13 protein-coding genes and 3 pseudogenes are annotated in these 14,557 nt (G+C 52.7%); 1 reads left to right on the top strand and 15 read right to left on the bottom strand.

Features of this window, described 5'->3' with window-relative positions:
* Positions 1–5 precede the first annotated feature (5 nt).
* The 11 genes and pseudogenes from A7C91_RS07135 to A7C91_RS07090 form a co-directional block, all read right to left on the bottom strand.
* Positions 6–2,387 carry a hypothetical protein gene (locus tag A7C91_RS07135; RefSeq protein ID WP_068666173.1) on the bottom strand — a complete coding sequence of 794 codons (2,382 nt, stop codon included), beginning with the start codon at positions 2,385–2,387 and terminating at the stop codon, positions 6–8.
* Between the two features lie 4 nt (positions 2,388–2,391).
* Positions 2,392–3,264: a DMT family transporter gene (locus A7C91_RS07130; protein ID WP_068666171.1), complete on the bottom strand. Its 873-nt coding sequence runs from the start codon at positions 3,262–3,264 to the stop codon at positions 2,392–2,394.
* 10 nt (positions 3,265–3,274) lie between these two features.
* A complete protein-coding gene (locus tag A7C91_RS07125; protein WP_068666169.1) occupies positions 3,275–3,679 on the bottom strand; it encodes a hypothetical protein in 405 nt (134 codons plus the stop codon).
* Positions 3,680–3,681: 2 nt separating this feature from the next.
* Positions 3,682–5,063, bottom strand: a pseudogene (locus tag A7C91_RS07120) (mannose-1-phosphate guanylyltransferase/mannose-6-phosphate isomerase).
* Between the two features lie 77 nt (positions 5,064–5,140).
* A pseudogene (locus tag A7C91_RS07115) lies at positions 5,141–6,497 on the bottom strand (ADP-specific glucokinase).
* 66 nt (positions 6,498–6,563) lie between these two features.
* A complete protein-coding gene (locus A7C91_RS07110; RefSeq protein ID WP_068666167.1) occupies positions 6,564–7,133 on the bottom strand; it encodes a glucose-6-phosphate isomerase in 570 nt (189 codons plus the stop codon).
* Positions 7,134–7,197: 64 nt separating this feature from the next.
* On the bottom strand, positions 7,198–7,812 hold the full coding sequence (locus A7C91_RS07105) for a site-2 protease family protein (protein ID WP_068666165.1): 615 nt from the start codon (positions 7,810–7,812) through the stop codon (positions 7,198–7,200).
* Positions 7,809–7,988, bottom strand: coding sequence for a KH domain-containing protein (locus A7C91_RS07100; RefSeq protein WP_068666163.1), 180 nt, complete (start codon positions 7,986–7,988; stop codon positions 7,809–7,811). The genes A7C91_RS07105 and A7C91_RS07100 overlap by 4 nt, the downstream gene beginning before the upstream one ends.
* 49 nt (positions 7,989–8,037) lie before the next feature.
* Positions 8,038–8,213 (bottom strand): annotated as a pseudogene (locus A7C91_RS11215) (zinc ribbon domain-containing protein).
* Positions 8,214–8,229: 16 nt separating this feature from the next.
* Positions 8,230–8,910: a TraB domain-containing protein gene (locus A7C91_RS07095; RefSeq protein WP_068666161.1), complete on the bottom strand. Its 681-nt coding sequence runs from the start codon at positions 8,908–8,910 to the stop codon at positions 8,230–8,232.
* Positions 8,911–8,912: 2 nt separating this feature from the next.
* Positions 8,913–9,842 carry a ribonuclease Z gene (locus tag A7C91_RS07090; protein ID WP_068666159.1) on the bottom strand — a complete coding sequence of 310 codons (930 nt, stop codon included), beginning with the start codon at positions 9,840–9,842 and terminating at the stop codon, positions 8,913–8,915.
* A gap of 89 nt (positions 9,843–9,931) precedes the next feature.
* On the opposite strand from A7C91_RS07090, the gene A7C91_RS07085 reads away from it, so the two are divergent.
* Positions 9,932–10,891 carry a tetratricopeptide repeat protein gene (locus A7C91_RS07085; RefSeq protein ID WP_068666157.1) on the top strand — a complete coding sequence of 320 codons (960 nt, stop codon included), beginning with the start codon at positions 9,932–9,934 and terminating at the stop codon, positions 10,889–10,891.
* On the opposite strand, the gene A7C91_RS07080 is transcribed toward A7C91_RS07085, so the two are convergent.
* Genes A7C91_RS07080 through A7C91_RS07065 form a run of 4 tightly spaced genes read right to left on the bottom strand, consistent with a single transcriptional unit; the run spans position 10,859 to position 14,499 of the window.
* Entirely contained in the window at positions 10,859–11,635 is a 777-nt protein-coding gene (locus tag A7C91_RS07080; RefSeq protein WP_068666155.1) for an ABC transporter ATP-binding protein, read from the bottom strand. The genes A7C91_RS07085 and A7C91_RS07080 overlap by 33 nt on opposite strands.
* Positions 11,632–12,666, bottom strand: a complete 1,035-nt coding sequence (locus tag A7C91_RS07075) for a FecCD family ABC transporter permease (RefSeq protein WP_068666153.1) — start codon at positions 12,664–12,666, stop codon at positions 11,632–11,634. The genes A7C91_RS07080 and A7C91_RS07075 overlap by 4 nt, the downstream gene beginning before the upstream one ends.
* Before the next feature lie 5 nt (positions 12,667–12,671).
* Complete coding sequence (locus A7C91_RS07070) at positions 12,672–13,808, bottom strand: iron ABC transporter substrate-binding protein (protein ID WP_068666151.1); 1,137 nt, start codon at positions 13,806–13,808, stop codon at positions 12,672–12,674.
* 22 nt (positions 13,809–13,830) lie between these two features.
* Complete coding sequence (locus A7C91_RS07065; protein WP_068666150.1) at positions 13,831–14,499, bottom strand: FmdE family protein; 669 nt, start codon at positions 14,497–14,499, stop codon at positions 13,831–13,833.
* Between the last annotated feature and the right edge of the window lie 58 nt (positions 14,500–14,557).

Genomic DNA, 14,557 nt, shown 5'->3' with positions numbered 1-14,557 from the left:
CCTCCTCAATCAACCCTCATTCCAACGACCTTAAGCGGCTTAACCTCCCCAGACTCCAGAGCCTTAACCATCTCCTCGAAGACCGTGTAGCAGGAGTTTATGGAGCCCAAGTTGGAGCAGGGTGCGGTTCCTTTTCCATCCTCTGAGAGAAGTCTCAGGGTCTTATCAATGGGGAAGGAGACTATGTAGAAAGTGGGGTCATTGTCATCTAGAAGTTCCGTCCTCATGACAGCCCCCTCAAGGCTCTTCAGCAGCCAGGGGAGGATCATGGCACCTATGATAGTTGATATAGCCCCTGGATGTCCCGCACCGCTAAGCGTCCAGAAGTCCACTGAGACTTCCCTAGGCTCAAGCCCGCGGGCCTTCAGCGCATCCCTTACCCTGAGGACTACCTTGTGGAGCGGACTGTACGGGAAGTAGAGGAACGAGAAAGGTACCATACCCACCAGGAAGCAGTTGTTCTCTGTTTCCCTGCCGCACGCGAAGCCCGTCACTATCTTTCTGACCTTAGGATCGTAACCGCTTACAGAGAACTGAAGCGGCCCAACGCTCTTGACCGTCAGCCCCTGCCGATATCTCTTCATCCTGAACTCCTCGCAGTCGAAGGGATTCGAGAGGTCATAGATTCCCCTCGCCCTCCCTACCCACCGGTTGTGGGCGATAACGTAGTGAATAACGGGGTTTGACTGGATCGAACCCAAAGCAACGACCGCCATCTTGAGCTTTTTCCCATGGGGAGGATTTTTCTGGGTGTAGAGTCCCAGGATTTTCTCTAGGGCACGAACCGAGATTATGGGAACCAGCAGTGGCAGGGGGTACTCGACCGCCCCTTCAGGAAGCTCCTCGTTGTATCCACGGATGTGAAGGACCACGTGGGGATCCTCGTTATCCCTCTCGCAGAAGTCCGGGTGACAAACCGAATAGAAAAGCGCCTCAGAAAGACCGGACTCCCTTAGGTCGTTTATGAAGTCAACGATAATCCCGACGAGCTCCTCTTTGTGGTTCACTGCCTCCCGTATAGCATCTGCACTCACTTCAAACCTGACGCCCACCTTAAGCTTTTCCACGCCGAGTGGCTGTCGGACTTCTTCGAGAACGTGTGCAAGTATTGCCGGGAAGTACCCAACCTGTCCGGAACCGAACACCTCCTTAAAAATACCCTCAAGGTCAACATTCCCTTCTTTAACTTCAATGGCGAGTTTTAGGGCATAGGGGAACGTTCCCAAAATCGGAACAGGAGAGCTGGAGACACTCGTAAGGCCCTTCTTAGCGGCTTCTTCCGGCAGGAGAAGGGGAGGGATTAGGTTCATTATCCCGCCGAGTGAATCGTAGCTCTCCACTATAACCAGCCTTCCATCGTCACTCTTCCCCACGCGATATATCTCGCTGTCGGGATATGGAACCTTTCCGGCGAGACCAACGCCCGCTATCATAGTCGCCACTCGGTCGGTTGAAAGGCTCCGGAAGTAAGTGTTCTTTGGGATTTCCTTGGACTTGAATTTCTTCAAAACGCTTTCTATTGCCAATATTAGGGAAAAGCTCCTCGGTATATCCCCATACTCGAATCCCGTCAGGAATATCACGATGTCGTAGTCGTCAAGGAGGTGCTTACCCAAAGATTCCACCCCCAGCTCATATGACTTCATGAAAAACGCCGCAAAAAGACCCAAAGGTAGCCAGAGAATCAGCGCCAAAGGCACGTACCACCAGTCCACACTCCCCACGGAGCCGCCAAGCTGGGTTATAGAAGAGAACACAATTCCCATTGATACGAGAAGGGTTATTATAAGACCCGAAACGATAAACGTCTCGTTGCTGAGCCTTCTCACCTTTCTGAGGCCCTGGGAGAGGTTTACGACGTGCTCCATTTCCTCTGGCCTTTCTCTCGGTAGAATGAGATGGATCTCCGAAACTTCAACGAAGAGCCTGTACATAAAATAGATGAAAAACGCAAAGAGGTTGACTTCGACAATCACAAGGATGTATGAGTAAAAGAGCAGCAGAGTCCCGTCGTCGAGCAACCTTACTGCCATCGCAGAGAGGATGAGAAGGAGACCCCCAGTAATGAGCGCCTTTATGAAGTTCCTGAAATCAACAAACACATTAAGGAGCTTCAGAAAAGATTTTCCACTTCTCTCCAGAAGGCGGGCGTACACCCAACCGTAAACCCCTGAGACCATGAGGATAAGGGGAATAAGTGAAACCAACATCAGGAATGCCCAGTAGGGGGTGGGAAGGATAGAGAGCATGCTCCCACTCACCTCAATGGGGGAAGGTTCCACGGCAAGAATTGCAAGGATTATGCCGAGTATTCCAATGAGCACGTTTCTGAAGGTATCGTCTATCAGGGTAAAAAGCTCAAAGCTCTTTTCGAAAGTTCCCTCCATTCTATCACCCCGCCGAAACCATAAGGGCGTTAGCTATAACAACACCTATCACGGCGGCCACCTTATAAGGTGTGATGTTCTCCCCGGCCGATTTAACAAAGGCCCCGAGGATCACTATAAGGGCGGGATAAGAAAGAACCACGACCGTGACTTCCGTTGCACTCCCCAGAGCTAGGGCCCCGAACCTCATGACGTGGGCCAAAGATAGGGAAACTCCGGCGAAGAGTATGGCTCTTCTAGGAAAAAACCTGGGAAATCTTCCCCGAATCCCCATGAAAAGGAGCAGGGCCACGAGGGCGATGCCCTGTCCTATGAGGACTCCCGTGGTGGGAAATGCCATCACGCTCGTGAGCGAGAGGTACCTGAGCATGACCGCGGTTAAGGCCGCCATCGAGCCCGCTCCCATCCCAAGAAGCATAGCTTTCGTAGGACCACTGAAGGACCCAGCTGAGCCCACGTGAAGAAGGAACATCGAGAAAGTGGCGAGGACAGCCCCCAAAGCGAGCTTAAGGCCGATAACCTCACGTATGAGCAGGGCGGCGAGGAGGGCCGTCAGTATCGGCTCGGAGGCTGAAGAGACTGTGGAAGCAACCGAGGCCCCTCCAAGCTCGACAGCCTTGAAGTACGCTATCCTGGAGAGGAAAAACTGAAGTAGACCGACGATCAAGTAAAGCAACACCTGGTCACGCGTTATCGCGTAGTGCTTTGAGGAGAGCTCCTGGACGGAAAAGGGCACCAGAACTATCAGTCCCCAGAACATGGCTTCGATTATAGTATCCCAGAAATCCCTACCCTTGGCAAACTTAATTCTCATCAGTATGTTTCCCATCGCGAGGAGGAGGGCCGAAAGAAAAGAAAGCGCGAACCAGGGCTCCATGTTTAACACCTCACATAAATGCGCTGGTGAAATCCAGTATCACCCTCACGAAGATGTAGAGCGCATAGACGAAGACCCCGACCTGAAACAGCGATATAGCTATCTTCAGCGGTCTGAGCTTCTCTGAGAAGAGAGGCACTGGCAGTCCCAGGAGTATCGCCCCAAAGAGGTAAATCACCGAATTCCTAATCGCCAGAAAGTCTATCGGAACCTTGACTTCAGGATAGTTCACGGTAACGGTCTGTCCCTCCACGGGGATGTTTATTTGAACTCCCTGCGGGCCCTTCATCATGAAGTAGGAAATCACAAGAATAAAAAGCAGCGTTGAGAGCAGGCTGATGGATAGGGAAGATATTCCCCCGCTGAACCGTTCCCAGCCATCGCCGCAGTTTTTGACCTTCTCTTCCTTGGCCATGACTATTCCCTCCCGAAGTCGTCATCAAAGCGGACTATGTCGTCTTCCCCTAGATATTCACCGATCTGGGTCTCTATGACCTCAAGGACGACCTTTCCAGGGTTCTCAAGCCTGTGTTTAACTCCAGCAGGAATGAAGGTGCTCTCACCAGGCCGCAGGAGAATTTCCTCATCGCCAACGAGAACCTTCGCCGTTCCCCTCACGACAACCCAGTGCTCGCTCCTGTGGTAGTGCATCTGGAGGCTAAGCTTTTTGCCGGGCAAAACGGTCAAGCGTTTTATCTTGTAGCGCTCGCCCTCCTCAAGGACGGTATAGCTTCCCCAGGGCCTGTGGGCAGTTTTGTGGACGAAAACTCTCTCGTCGCCTTTCTCCTTGAGCCTCCTGTAAACCTCCGTGACCTTCTGACTATCACCGCAATGGGCAACGAGCAGGGCATCGTCGTGTCTATGATTATCAAATCCTCGACACCAACGGTTGCCGTTAAGCGCTCTGTTAGGATTAGATTGTTCTTCGAATCCACTCCCACATGGTATCCCTTGGCTCCCCTAATCTTTACCGCGTTGTTGTTCTCATCTTTGTCGAGAACCTCATAGAGTGCATCAAAACTACCCAAGTCATTCCAGTAAACGTTGAGCGGAACGACTGCAGCTTTATCAGTCTTCTCCATTACTCCGTAGTCAATCGAAAGGTCCGGAACCAGCCCGTATGCATCTTCGACGCTATTGGTACTCTCAAAGGCATCGTAAACTTCCGGAGCCAACCTCTTGACTTCTTCAATGAAGAGTTCCGTGTCGAACATGAACATGCCACTGTTCCAGTAGTAGCCTTCCTCGACGTAGCGCTTCGCCGTTTCAAAATCAGGCTTCTCCTTGAACTCCTCAACCTTATATCCACCCTTCAGTCTCTCGCCGGGCTTTATGTAGCCGTAGCCCGTGTGGGGTCTCGTTGGTTTTATCCCGAAGGTTACAAGGTAATCACGAGCAAGCCTCTCGGCGCTCTGGAATGCATTCAGGTAATTTTCATTGGTATCTATCATGTGGTCCGACGGGAGAACAGCCACAATGGAATCCCCAAATGCCTCCTCTATCTTCATTATTCCCCAGAAGATAGCTAGAAGAGTGTTCTTTCCGATCGGCTCAAGGAGAATGTTCCTTTCTGGAAGCTCAAGGCCGAGCTCACGCAGGTCGTCGAGAACCCGGAACTTATACTTATTATTGGTTACAATAAAGATCTCCTCAGGTCTGGAGAACAGCAGCGCCCTCTGAACCGTCTTCTGAAAGAGAGAATAGTTGTCCAGTATTCTGATAAACTGCTTGGGCATCAGCTCCCTGCTAAGAGGCCAGAGACGTGTCCCCTTACCCCCCGCGAGAATCAACGTCTTCATTGAACCACCCCCACCAGTTTGACTCTGAGTATCTTTGTCCTTCAAAGTTTTTAACTTTAGGGGGGAAGAAGGAAAACTCAACAGAGGGCGAACTCCCCGATGAATGCCGAGCTGGATATGGTGTTGCCTATCCCAACGGTACTCTTCGGCTTCTCCACTATCTTAGTCGGGACAAAGGCAAGCTGGTAGCCATCGAGCTGAGCCATGCCGTCCTTAAGGCCGAACTCCCCGGTTAGGACATCTTCAACCTCTTGAGCCTTCTCGTTGACGGGGACGTCCATGGCCCCAGCAACGTCGTCTATGTTCCTCACGTCGCCAAGCTTTGCCTTTGCGGCCGCTGCTAAAGCCGCGAAGAGGAGTGCATCGCGAACTTGCTCGCCTTCATAGTTAGTCAGAGCCAGATAATAGCCGTAGGTGTAGAATTGTATCCTCTGAACTCCAGTCCCATCCGCGAGCTTCAACATTGCCTCAACGACAGCGACTGGATCCACCGGATCATGAGCAAGGAACTTTTCCGCCATGGCTTTCTCACCCATTACATCCATTATCGAAGCCACCCCACCTCGTTCAAGCCGACGCTCGTGAACTTCCCGAGGATTCCCACGAGCTTCTTCATAACTGTCTCGTCTGGCGTGAAGGCGAACTCAAGGTGGACGGGAATTTCCCTATCGTTAAGAATACCTAAGTGGAGGTTTATCTCTTCAAACGGCTTGGAATAGTTCTCCTTTGTTAACGCCTGCAGACCGCTTATTATAGCCAGTTCAACCCTATCAGCAATCTCCTCGAAATTCCCACTGAACTCCGATCTTATGTAGAGGTTGGGGTTGTAATCATCGGCGTTCGCTATGAACCTGTTCTCCCTGGGGCCTCAAAGTTAAAAACCCGGAATCCCCTTGGGAATTCGTAGAGGTAATGGATCAAATTCTCTTCGTCACCAGCAAAGTCCTTCGGATGAACGAGCTTTAATTTTCTGTTCTCCAGCGTGGGCACGTATATCATCCCCTCCTTGAAGAGGCTCACCTAGAGCCTTGAAATCTGGGGAACGTGAGCTATCACCTGCACACCGTAGACCCCACCGAGCAGGTTAGCTATTATGCCGCCTGGCCGCCCATCCTCAGCTCGTCTCAGCCCCAGCGCTTCATGTAGAAGCGAACAGGGCAGCTTTCAACGAACATCTCCGCCGCTTTCCTCGCCTCACACTCCAAAGTATCCCCCGAGGAGGTGCTGAACCTGAGTTATTCTCTCGGGAAGCTCTTCAGAAAATTGGGGAACTTCCTCCTTTCCAACTTTTTCTATTCTTGCCTCGAGGTCAGAAGAATCAAGATACCTTATCGCGTCGATGTTGGTGTTGTAAGCCAGCAGAACGTTACCGACTTTCCAGAACCTTTCTCTGACTCTATGAAACGCGGCAGAGTACAGGTCATCCCAAGCCATTTATATCACTGGGAGTGGTATAATAGAGCAAGTTAATAAGGATTGCGGTAAGAAAAAGAGAAGAGCTCAGACCTTCCACTTCGGGTTATCGATGACCTTGACATCCCCGTCCGCCTCAACCACCAGCTTCGAGAAGCCCTTCCCCTTTATGCTGCCGTAGTCGTGGCCGGCATCGGCTGGATAGATAGCCAGGAATATGAATGGCTCATCCCCAGTATTCACCGTCCTGTGGGCCCAGTAGGGCGGGACGTAAACGACGGTTCCAGGCTCCATCGGAATCCACTCGGCCTTTCCCTCTGGCGTCTGAAGGAGCATGCCACCTCTGCCCTTTATGGCGTAGTATATCTCCGCCCTGTCAGCCTTCGAGTGGTAGTGGCCCTTGGTGAAGAAGAACTCGTTGCCGACCTTGCCAGGATAAAGAACCGTCGTGGCAAAGTTCAAATCGCCGTCCTTTTCTTCCTGCTCAATCGCGTAGACCTCGTAGACAACGGGGTCATCCTTGAGGAGTTCTTCGTAGGCTTTTTCATCGAGGAAATAGCCCTTGAGGTCACTCAGGCGCCTAACGAGCTTTTTAGCATCCAGGATGACCCCAGTTTCGAGGTCGATCTTAACACCAATCGGGGCCTTGTACTCCATCCATATCACCACTCAAAAATCGCTATTTGGCTTTTAACCTTTCGCTTCTATATCACTGTAAGTGTTATATAAAGGCTCTGAGGAGGTAGGCAACGCCTATGGCTATTGCCCAGTAGCCGGTGTTCCAGCGGAGCACTTTCCAGCCATCAAGCGGAGGGATGGGCAGGAGGTTGAAGAAGGCCAGCCAGAGGTTCACACCGGCGGTCGCCCTTAGTACATACCAGGGTATCGTGAAATGTGTAAGGAGGCGCATCAGGACTATAGCAACGATTCCAACGGCTATATTCGTCAGAGGTCCCGCGAGGCCTATTTTGCCATAGGCCTCCTTGTCGTACCAGTACTGGTAGGGCGCGTAGATGTGGACTGCCCCAAGTGATGCAAATATCCACGTATTGCCCGTGAGCAGCTTGGTGAAGATGCCGATTAGTAGAGCAAGGACTATTCCAGCGTCCCAGCGCTTGTAAAAGGCGATGTAGCCATAGCGCCTCGCCACTTCCCTGTGGGCCAGCTCGTGGAAGATGAACGCAGTGAGAACCGCGACGAGCACGTAGGGAATGTCGTACGGGTCGAAGTTGGAAAATAACAAGACAAGGACGAGGAAGGACACCGCTAAGTCTTCCAGCTCCCTCCCGTGGAGGTATGGCCTTCCGGGGAGATGCTCCCCTGTGGGGAGATTCATCTACCTTTCACCTCAATCATCTTGCCGATGACGAGCTCGGCGGCCTTCACAGCTGCCCCGCCGCTGCCAACGGCTATCCTTACCTGGTCCTCCGGGACGTAGACGATTATCTTGTCGTCGAGCTCCTCTATCTCCAAGACCCTCACGTTGAACATCTTCTCCAGCCTGTCCTTCATGGTGAATCCCCAGAAATCCTCCCCACTTCCCAATATAAAAGTAACGAAATCAGTCAAAGTCCCAAATGGTCTTGCCCTTGTAGAACATCATCACGTAGCCACAGTTCCTGCAGATTACTATCTTAACCTTGTGGGCAGTTAAACCCCACTTGCTGTCGAGCTTTCCCTCTTCAACCCGGAAGGCGGTCCCCCCACAGAGGGGCACTTAAGCTGCCTGTGTTCCATGTGGATCACCAATTACCTATTGTAGGTAAAAACTTTCCACCCTCTCCCTGTCTAGTATGTGCTCGATGCCCGGTTTATGGCCAAGGCCCACAACCGCGATAACCTTCGGCTTTTTAACACCCTGGATTCTCAGAGAATCCACGATCGAGATTAAATTGCGAGCCATTATCTCGTTGCGCTCCTCCACGAGGACGCGATAGAGGTAGGGGTAGCGACGCTTGAATTGGAGCATCATCACCCTGTAGTCTGCCATTGGATCAGAGATTTCTCCGAGATTTAAGGGCAGAAATATGCTGAGGCTCTCCAGTGCCATCAGGAGCTTCTCGCGCGATGGTGCGGCGGCGATCTTGGCGAGTGTGACGTTGATGTCCTCATCGATGAGGTATAACGGGACGCCGAAGGTTTGGGCGGCGCTTATCGCAGCCTTCATTTCCTCTCCGGGCTTCATCCCGAACTCTTCTCCGAGTTTCTCCTCGACCTTAGCCAGAACGTAGTTTATAAGCCCCCTCTTTCCGTAGCGGAGGGCATCCTCGAGGCTAACGTTACGGTTCTGGCTCATGGCTAAAAAGCGCGTCCTGTCGAGTTCTATCGCAACTGCATGAGGTTTCTCAGAGAGGATGGTCATTATTACCTCCTCTCTACTCTTTGGGGAGACGTGCATGGTTCCGATAAGCTTGACGTAGCGCAGGTAGCTCATTGTCAATCCTCCCGAAGGTTTCTCATTTCCCAGCGCCCAGATTTGAAGGTCAGAACGTCAAAGTCCCTAGGGACCACAAATGGGACATCGCACAATTCCCTCGCCTTTGCCGCGTATTCGTCGTAAGTATAGCGGAAGGCCCTGTGGAACAACGCCAAAAGCTTAACCTTGGCCTTCTTGGCCGTCTGACAGGCTTCTTCGACGGTCGAGTGGTAGCTCTCGCCCCTGTCGTCCGAAGTTAGGTAAGTCGCCTCATGGATGAGCAGGTCGGCGTTTTCAGAGAAGAGCCGTACCCTCTCGCACGGCTCGGTATCGCCGGTGTAAACCACCGTAACACCCTTCCTCCTCGGTCCGATCACGTCCTCCAGGCGGATTATTCGACCGTTCCACTCGATTTGACCCTGCTTCTCAAGCTTTCCCAGAATCGGCCCCCCGCTCAGGCCGTATTCTGAGAGTTTCTCCGGCAGAAATTTGCCCCTTCTGTCTTTCTCCTTGAAAACGTAGCCGAGGGCAGGAACGCCATGCTCAACCTTAAAGCTCCAGATTTCATAGTCCCCGAACTCCAGTCTGGTCTCGCCGAGCTCATGGACGTGTATATCAAAGCCGGGCCTGAAGAAGCCACTGTTCAGGAAGTTCTGGACGAACTGGAAGGTGTACTTTGGCCCGTAGATGTGGAGGGGCTTTTCCCTGCCCCAAAGATTCATGGTCTGTATCAGTGCGGCCAGGCCGAGGTAGTGGTCACCGTGGAAGTGGGTGATGAATATCTTTTCAACCTTCATCGGGCTGAGCTTTGCAGTGTTCATCTGCCTCATCGTACCTTCTCCAACATCGAAGAGTATTATCTCACCCTTATAGCGGAGCGCTATGGTTGGAACGTTCCTTTCGAGGGTGGGCATTACCCCGCCGGTACCCAGGAAGATCACTTCAAGCATGGTTTCATCTCCGTGAGAGAGGTTAAAAAGTTAGCAGTGGCCAAACCGTTAAATATGCCTAGGCGAACTAATTTTTGAGGTGTATATAGATGGAGGAAATTCTAAAGGCAGTTGAGGAGAAGGACTGCAAAAAAGTGGCGAGCCTCCTCTACTACAAGGTGGAAGGGCTGAGCGATGAGGAGCTCACGGAGATCCTCGAAAAAGCTGAAAAGCTCGCCCTTGAGTGTAAGGACCCCGAACTCTACAAGCTCATCGTTTACTACTTCCACGAGCTGCTCGGTGTGGATAAGATAAGCGAGTTCGAGAAGATGGCCAAGGAGGAGGACACCTTCGAAGCCAAATTCCAGCTTGCTGACCTTTACTACCTCCTCGGCGAGCTTGAGAAGAGCCTCGACCTCTACAGGGCTCTCCTAGAGGAAGAGACCGAGAAGGGCAACAAGGAGAACATAGCGAAGATTTACTACAACATGGCGCTCATCCACGAGGAGATCCAGGAGTACGAAAAGGCCCTCGAGCTCATGGAGAAGGCAGAGGAGATTTATAGAGAGCTTGGAAAGGAGGAAGAGGTGCTGCACATAGCGGTCTACAAGGCATACGTAACCTTCGAGATGGGGGAGCCTTACAAGGCCAAGGCCATGCTCGCTGGAGTCATCCCCAAAGCTATGGGCAACGATAAACTCCTGGCTGAGCTACACCTCTCCTACGAGGAGATATTCGAGGACGACGAGAACTACGATGCCGCCCTGCAGGAGTGCCTCTACGCCCTAACGAGGGCAAAGGGTACGGAGTACTACGACGTGGCATTCGACGCGCTCATCGACGTCATCTGGCAGCTGATGCTCGAGGACGACTTCGAGACGGTTTATCTCCACATGGACATGTTCGCCAACGCTCTGCCAGAGCTCAAGGAGTTCTTCGAAGGTGTTAAGGCTATAGCCCTCTACAAAGATGGAAGGGCTGACATGGAAGAGGTCAGAAAATTCATCGAGAAAGTCAAAGACAGAAGGTTGCTTGACTTACTTGAATTCCTCGGAGAGGCCGAGATGTGAGAGGGAAACGATCACTGGAATTCCCCTTATTTCTCCCACCTCAACTTTTACACCATAGACCTCTTCGAAAAGCTCTGGCTTGAGGACTTTCCTCCCACCGTCGGCTATTATCTCTCCATTCTTCATGAAGACGAAGCGTTCGGCGAAGCGAAGGGCCAAGTTGACGTCGTGCATGACCACTATTGAAGTTCCTCCCGAGAGCGCGAAATCCCTGGCTATCTCCATCACCTCGAGCTGGCTCTTCAGGTCGAGGTTGTTGGTGGGCTCGTCCATCATGAGGATTCTCGGCTCCTGGGCTAACGCTCTCGCTATACTGACCTTCTGGAGCTCACCGCCGCTGAGCCTGTTGGTAGGCTTGAGGGCGAGGTGAGAGATACCGAGCTTTTCGAGGGTTTTCTTAACAACCTCAATATCTCTCTTCGAGGGCCGTAGCCCCATGTAAGGCCTCCTGCCGAGGAGAACCGTGTCAAAGACAGTCATAAAGCCGGGCTCACTTCTCTGGGGAACATATGCTAAAACCCTCGCGAGCTCTTTTCTGGGATAGCTCTCGATGGGTCTCTCCAGAACCCCAACACCCTCACAGTGAAGGATTCCCGCGATGCATCTCAGGAGCGTGCTCTTTCCAGCGCCGTTCGGTCCGAGGATTGCTATGAACTCACCCTCCTCGACTTCCAGGTTTATGCCTCTCAGCACCTCGGAGCCGTTGTAGGTGAAGCGCAGGTTTCTGACTTTTACTGCCTTCATCGCCGCCCCTCCATCCTTATGAGGAGGTATATGAATGTCGGCGCACCGAGGAAGGAGGTCACAACGCCAACGGGCAGGATCATCGGTGAGAAAGCCAGCCTCGCAACTGTATCCGCCGCGAGGAGGAGCAGAGCCCCGGTTAGAGCAGAAAGGGGAATGAGGAAACGGTAGTCACCGCCGACGATGAGCCGGATTGCGTGGGGAGCTATTAAGCCGACGAAGCCTATTACCCCAACGAAGGCCACGCTGATTGCTGTTATCAGTGCAGCCAGAAACGTCGAGATAAGTCTAACCCTCTCGACCTCTACACCGACCGACTTTGCAACATCATCTCCCATCGCCGAGGCGTTAAGGTCCCAGCGCTTGATAACGAAGTAGGCAAAAACGGGAAGGAAGATGGCAAACATTATTCCGTCTTCCCTCCACGTCGCCCTGCCGAGGTCGCCGAAGCTCCAGTAGACCATTGCAGCCAGCTGGAGCTCGTCGGCGAAGTATTGGACGAGTGTCGTTAGGGCTACAAAGAGGGAGCTCATGGCAATTCCAGCAAGAATTATGGCCTCGGGACTGAGGCCTTTGAGTTTGGCGAGGGCAAGGATAACCGCGGTAGCACTTATCGCCCCGAGAAAGGCGAAAATAACCACCGCGTAGGGATTGCTGAGCGAAATCCTGCCCGAGCTTTCCGCGTAGCCCGCTCCCAGGAGTATCGCCAGAGAGGCGCCGAACATCGCCCCGTGTGAAACGCCCATCGTGAACGGAGTGGCGAGAGGGTTCCTGAGGAAGCCCTGCATGACCGCTCCAGCTATGGCAAGGGAAGCCCCCACAAGAAGTGCCGCGGCAATTCTCGGCAGGCGGATGTTCCAGACGACGAGCTTAGAGCTCCCGCTCTCGTTACCGAGAAGGGCCTCGATGACCTCCCGTACTGAGAGGCTGTAGGCTCCATTTGCCAGAGAGTAGAGACTAACCAGGAGGAGAAGGAAAAGAAGGAAGAAGCCTATAAGCCCCCTCCTGGCAACGTAGCCCTCGTAGTCCATGGCCATCACGGTGAAGTAGGCAGTGAGTACTTAACGGTTCCGTTGGCGAGGTCGATCTTTCCAAAGCCGCCGAACTGCTCGGCCATCTCCGTATAGACGGGCTTCCCGAGGAGGAAGGTGTATATCTCGTCGGCCTTCTTGGTTGGACTTACGTCTTCAAAGCGCTCGGGATAAAGGACCTTTCCGATGAAGTAGGCGTCCGCTAAAGCGGTTCCGATGTTGGTGGTGTAGAAGTTGTACGGGAGGATTCCGTAGACGTTGCCCTCTCTAACGGCCTTGAGGGAGTTGTAGAAGTTCGGGTCTTTCTGGTAGTCATCAAGGACGAGCTTTAAGCCACCTTCATCGATGAAGATGTAGTCCGGGTTCCACTCAAGGAGCTGCTCCTTATCAATGAACTTGTGCCCTTCACCGAGCTCATCAGCGACGTTCTTGGCGTGAAGAACCACGAAGGGCGGATAATCAGCCTCAGTGCTCTCTATGCCGTGAGCTCCCTTGTAGCCTATTCCACCGACGTAAACAGCCGGGCTTTCAACGTTCTCGGTGCGCTTCATGAGGTCGTCCTGGATGGATTTGATAAAATTTATAACCTCCTCCGCGCGCTTCTCCTTTCCGAGGATTTTACCTGCCAGCTCGAGGGACTTAAAGAGCTCCTCGTCGTCGAAGGTAGCCAGCTGGCCGTAGCTGAGGACTACAACTGGGATGCCTGTCTTCTCTTGAATGTCGTCGGCGGTCTTGGCGTCAACGTAGGTAATGAATATCACGTCCGGTTTGAGCTTAACCAGTGCTTCCAAATCGGGAAGCTTTCCTGGGCCACCCGGTCCTATGGTGGGCAGCTCCTTGAGCTCGGGATGGGCGAGTATGTAGGGCCTGCCGTAGTTGTAACGCTTCTCGAAGTCCTCGACTCCAATCACCATGTCGCTCGCGTTTAGATAAACTATCAGCCTCAAAGCTCCAGGTCCAGCGGCTACAACCCTGCTTACATTTGCAGGAACCTCAACGGTTCTTCCAAGCAGATCCGTCACAGTTACGTAAGCCGAACCGGGCTCTGTGGTTGCAGTATTGGTTGGATTTTCCGTCGTGCCTATGCACCCGCTTACAGAGACAACCAGCAGAACGAGAAGTAGGGCCAGAACCTTCCTCATCTAATCACCCCCGAGACGTCAACTATCCCCCCCCGATCACCGCGCGGTAGGTTTCTCCCGCACAGCGGAAACAAAAGGGCTCATCGTTTATGTAAACCACTTTATTGCCCATGACCAGCTCGCCACAGCGAGAGCAGCGGATGCTCTCAACTATTGGCGCCTGTTCGATTGGCGGAACCTTGACGCGCTCGATTTTGAACTCCTCCCTCGGGAGGTAGAGCATGGTTTTTGCTATCTCCTCCCATAGCTCCCAGAGGCGTTTCCTTTCCTCCTCAGTCCCCTTCCGCTCCTTGACAACCTTGTTGAAGAGCTCAACTGCTCCAGGAGGGTAGTACTTCCTCAGCCTTTCGGCGTCTGCGTAAACCCTGACTCCTTCCCATGCGGAGCGCTTGACCAGTGTGAGGGCTGTCTTTCCAAGGTCGAGGTATATGAGGGAGTTGTTGCCCAGCGTGCATCCTGTGGTTACTTGAACGCCATCTGTGAAGCAGCTATTAATTTCAACCATGGCAAGGATGGACTCATCAACACTTCCCGAGTGGTCGAGCCTTCCAACACCTAGTTCCTCCATCGCTATCAGCGAGGCCCTTATTCCAAGAGCCAAATAGGGGCAGACGTGACCGTGGAATTCCTTTGCGATTTCGAGGATTTCCTCCGCGTTCCGCTCCTCCACGAGGCGGTTGAGCGCGAGCATAGTATCACCAATAACAGTAACAGTAACACGCCTTTAATAATTTTTGGTCTAAGTGTTA

This window comes from Thermococcus piezophilus, assembly GCF_001647085.1.
GTDB lineage: Archaea > Methanobacteriota_B > Thermococci > Thermococcales > Thermococcaceae > Thermococcus > Thermococcus piezophilus.
Note: the sequence above shows the minus strand (reverse complement) of the source record. Positions and strands in the feature narration are given on the sequence as shown.

Bases quoted from the DNA above. Each gene is read 5' to 3' on its own strand.
- A7C91_RS07135 (WP_068666173.1), bottom strand. From the start codon at position 2,387: ATGGAGGGAACTTTCGAAAAGAGCTTTGAGCTTTTTACCCTGATAGAC.
- A7C91_RS07130 (WP_068666171.1), bottom strand. From the start codon at position 3,264: ATGGAGCCCTGGTTCGCGCTTTCTTTTCTTTCGGCCCTCCTCCTCGCG.
- A7C91_RS07125 (WP_068666169.1), bottom strand. From the start codon at position 3,679: ATGGCCAAGGAAGAGAAGGTCAAAAACTGCGGCGATGGCTGGGAACGG.
- A7C91_RS07110 (WP_068666167.1), bottom strand. From the start codon at position 7,133: ATGGAGTACAAGGCCCCGATTGGTGTTAAGATCGACCTCGAAACTGGG.
- A7C91_RS07105 (WP_068666165.1), bottom strand. From the start codon at position 7,812: ATGAATCTCCCCACAGGGGAGCATCTCCCCGGAAGGCCATACCTCCAC.
- A7C91_RS07100 (WP_068666163.1), bottom strand. From the start codon at position 7,988: ATGAAGGACAGGCTGGAGAAGATGTTCAACGTGAGGGTCTTGGAGATA.
- A7C91_RS07095 (WP_068666161.1), bottom strand. From the start codon at position 8,910: ATGAGCTACCTGCGCTACGTCAAGCTTATCGGAACCATGCACGTCTCC.
- A7C91_RS07090 (WP_068666159.1), bottom strand. From the start codon at position 9,842: ATGCTTGAAGTGATCTTCCTGGGTACCGGCGGGGTAATGCCCACCCTC.
- A7C91_RS07085 (WP_068666157.1), top strand. From the start codon at position 9,932: ATGGAGGAAATTCTAAAGGCAGTTGAGGAGAAGGACTGCAAAAAAGTG.
- A7C91_RS07080 (WP_068666155.1), bottom strand. From the start codon at position 11,635: ATGAAGGCAGTAAAAGTCAGAAACCTGCGCTTCACCTACAACGGCTCC.
- A7C91_RS07075 (WP_068666153.1), bottom strand. From the start codon at position 12,666: ATGGACTACGAGGGCTACGTTGCCAGGAGGGGGCTTATAGGCTTCTTC.
- A7C91_RS07070 (WP_068666151.1), bottom strand. From the start codon at position 13,808: ATGAGGAAGGTTCTGGCCCTACTTCTCGTTCTGCTGGTTGTCTCTGTA.
- A7C91_RS07065 (WP_068666150.1), bottom strand. From the start codon at position 14,499: ATGCTCGCGCTCAACCGCCTCGTGGAGGAGCGGAACGCGGAGGAAATC.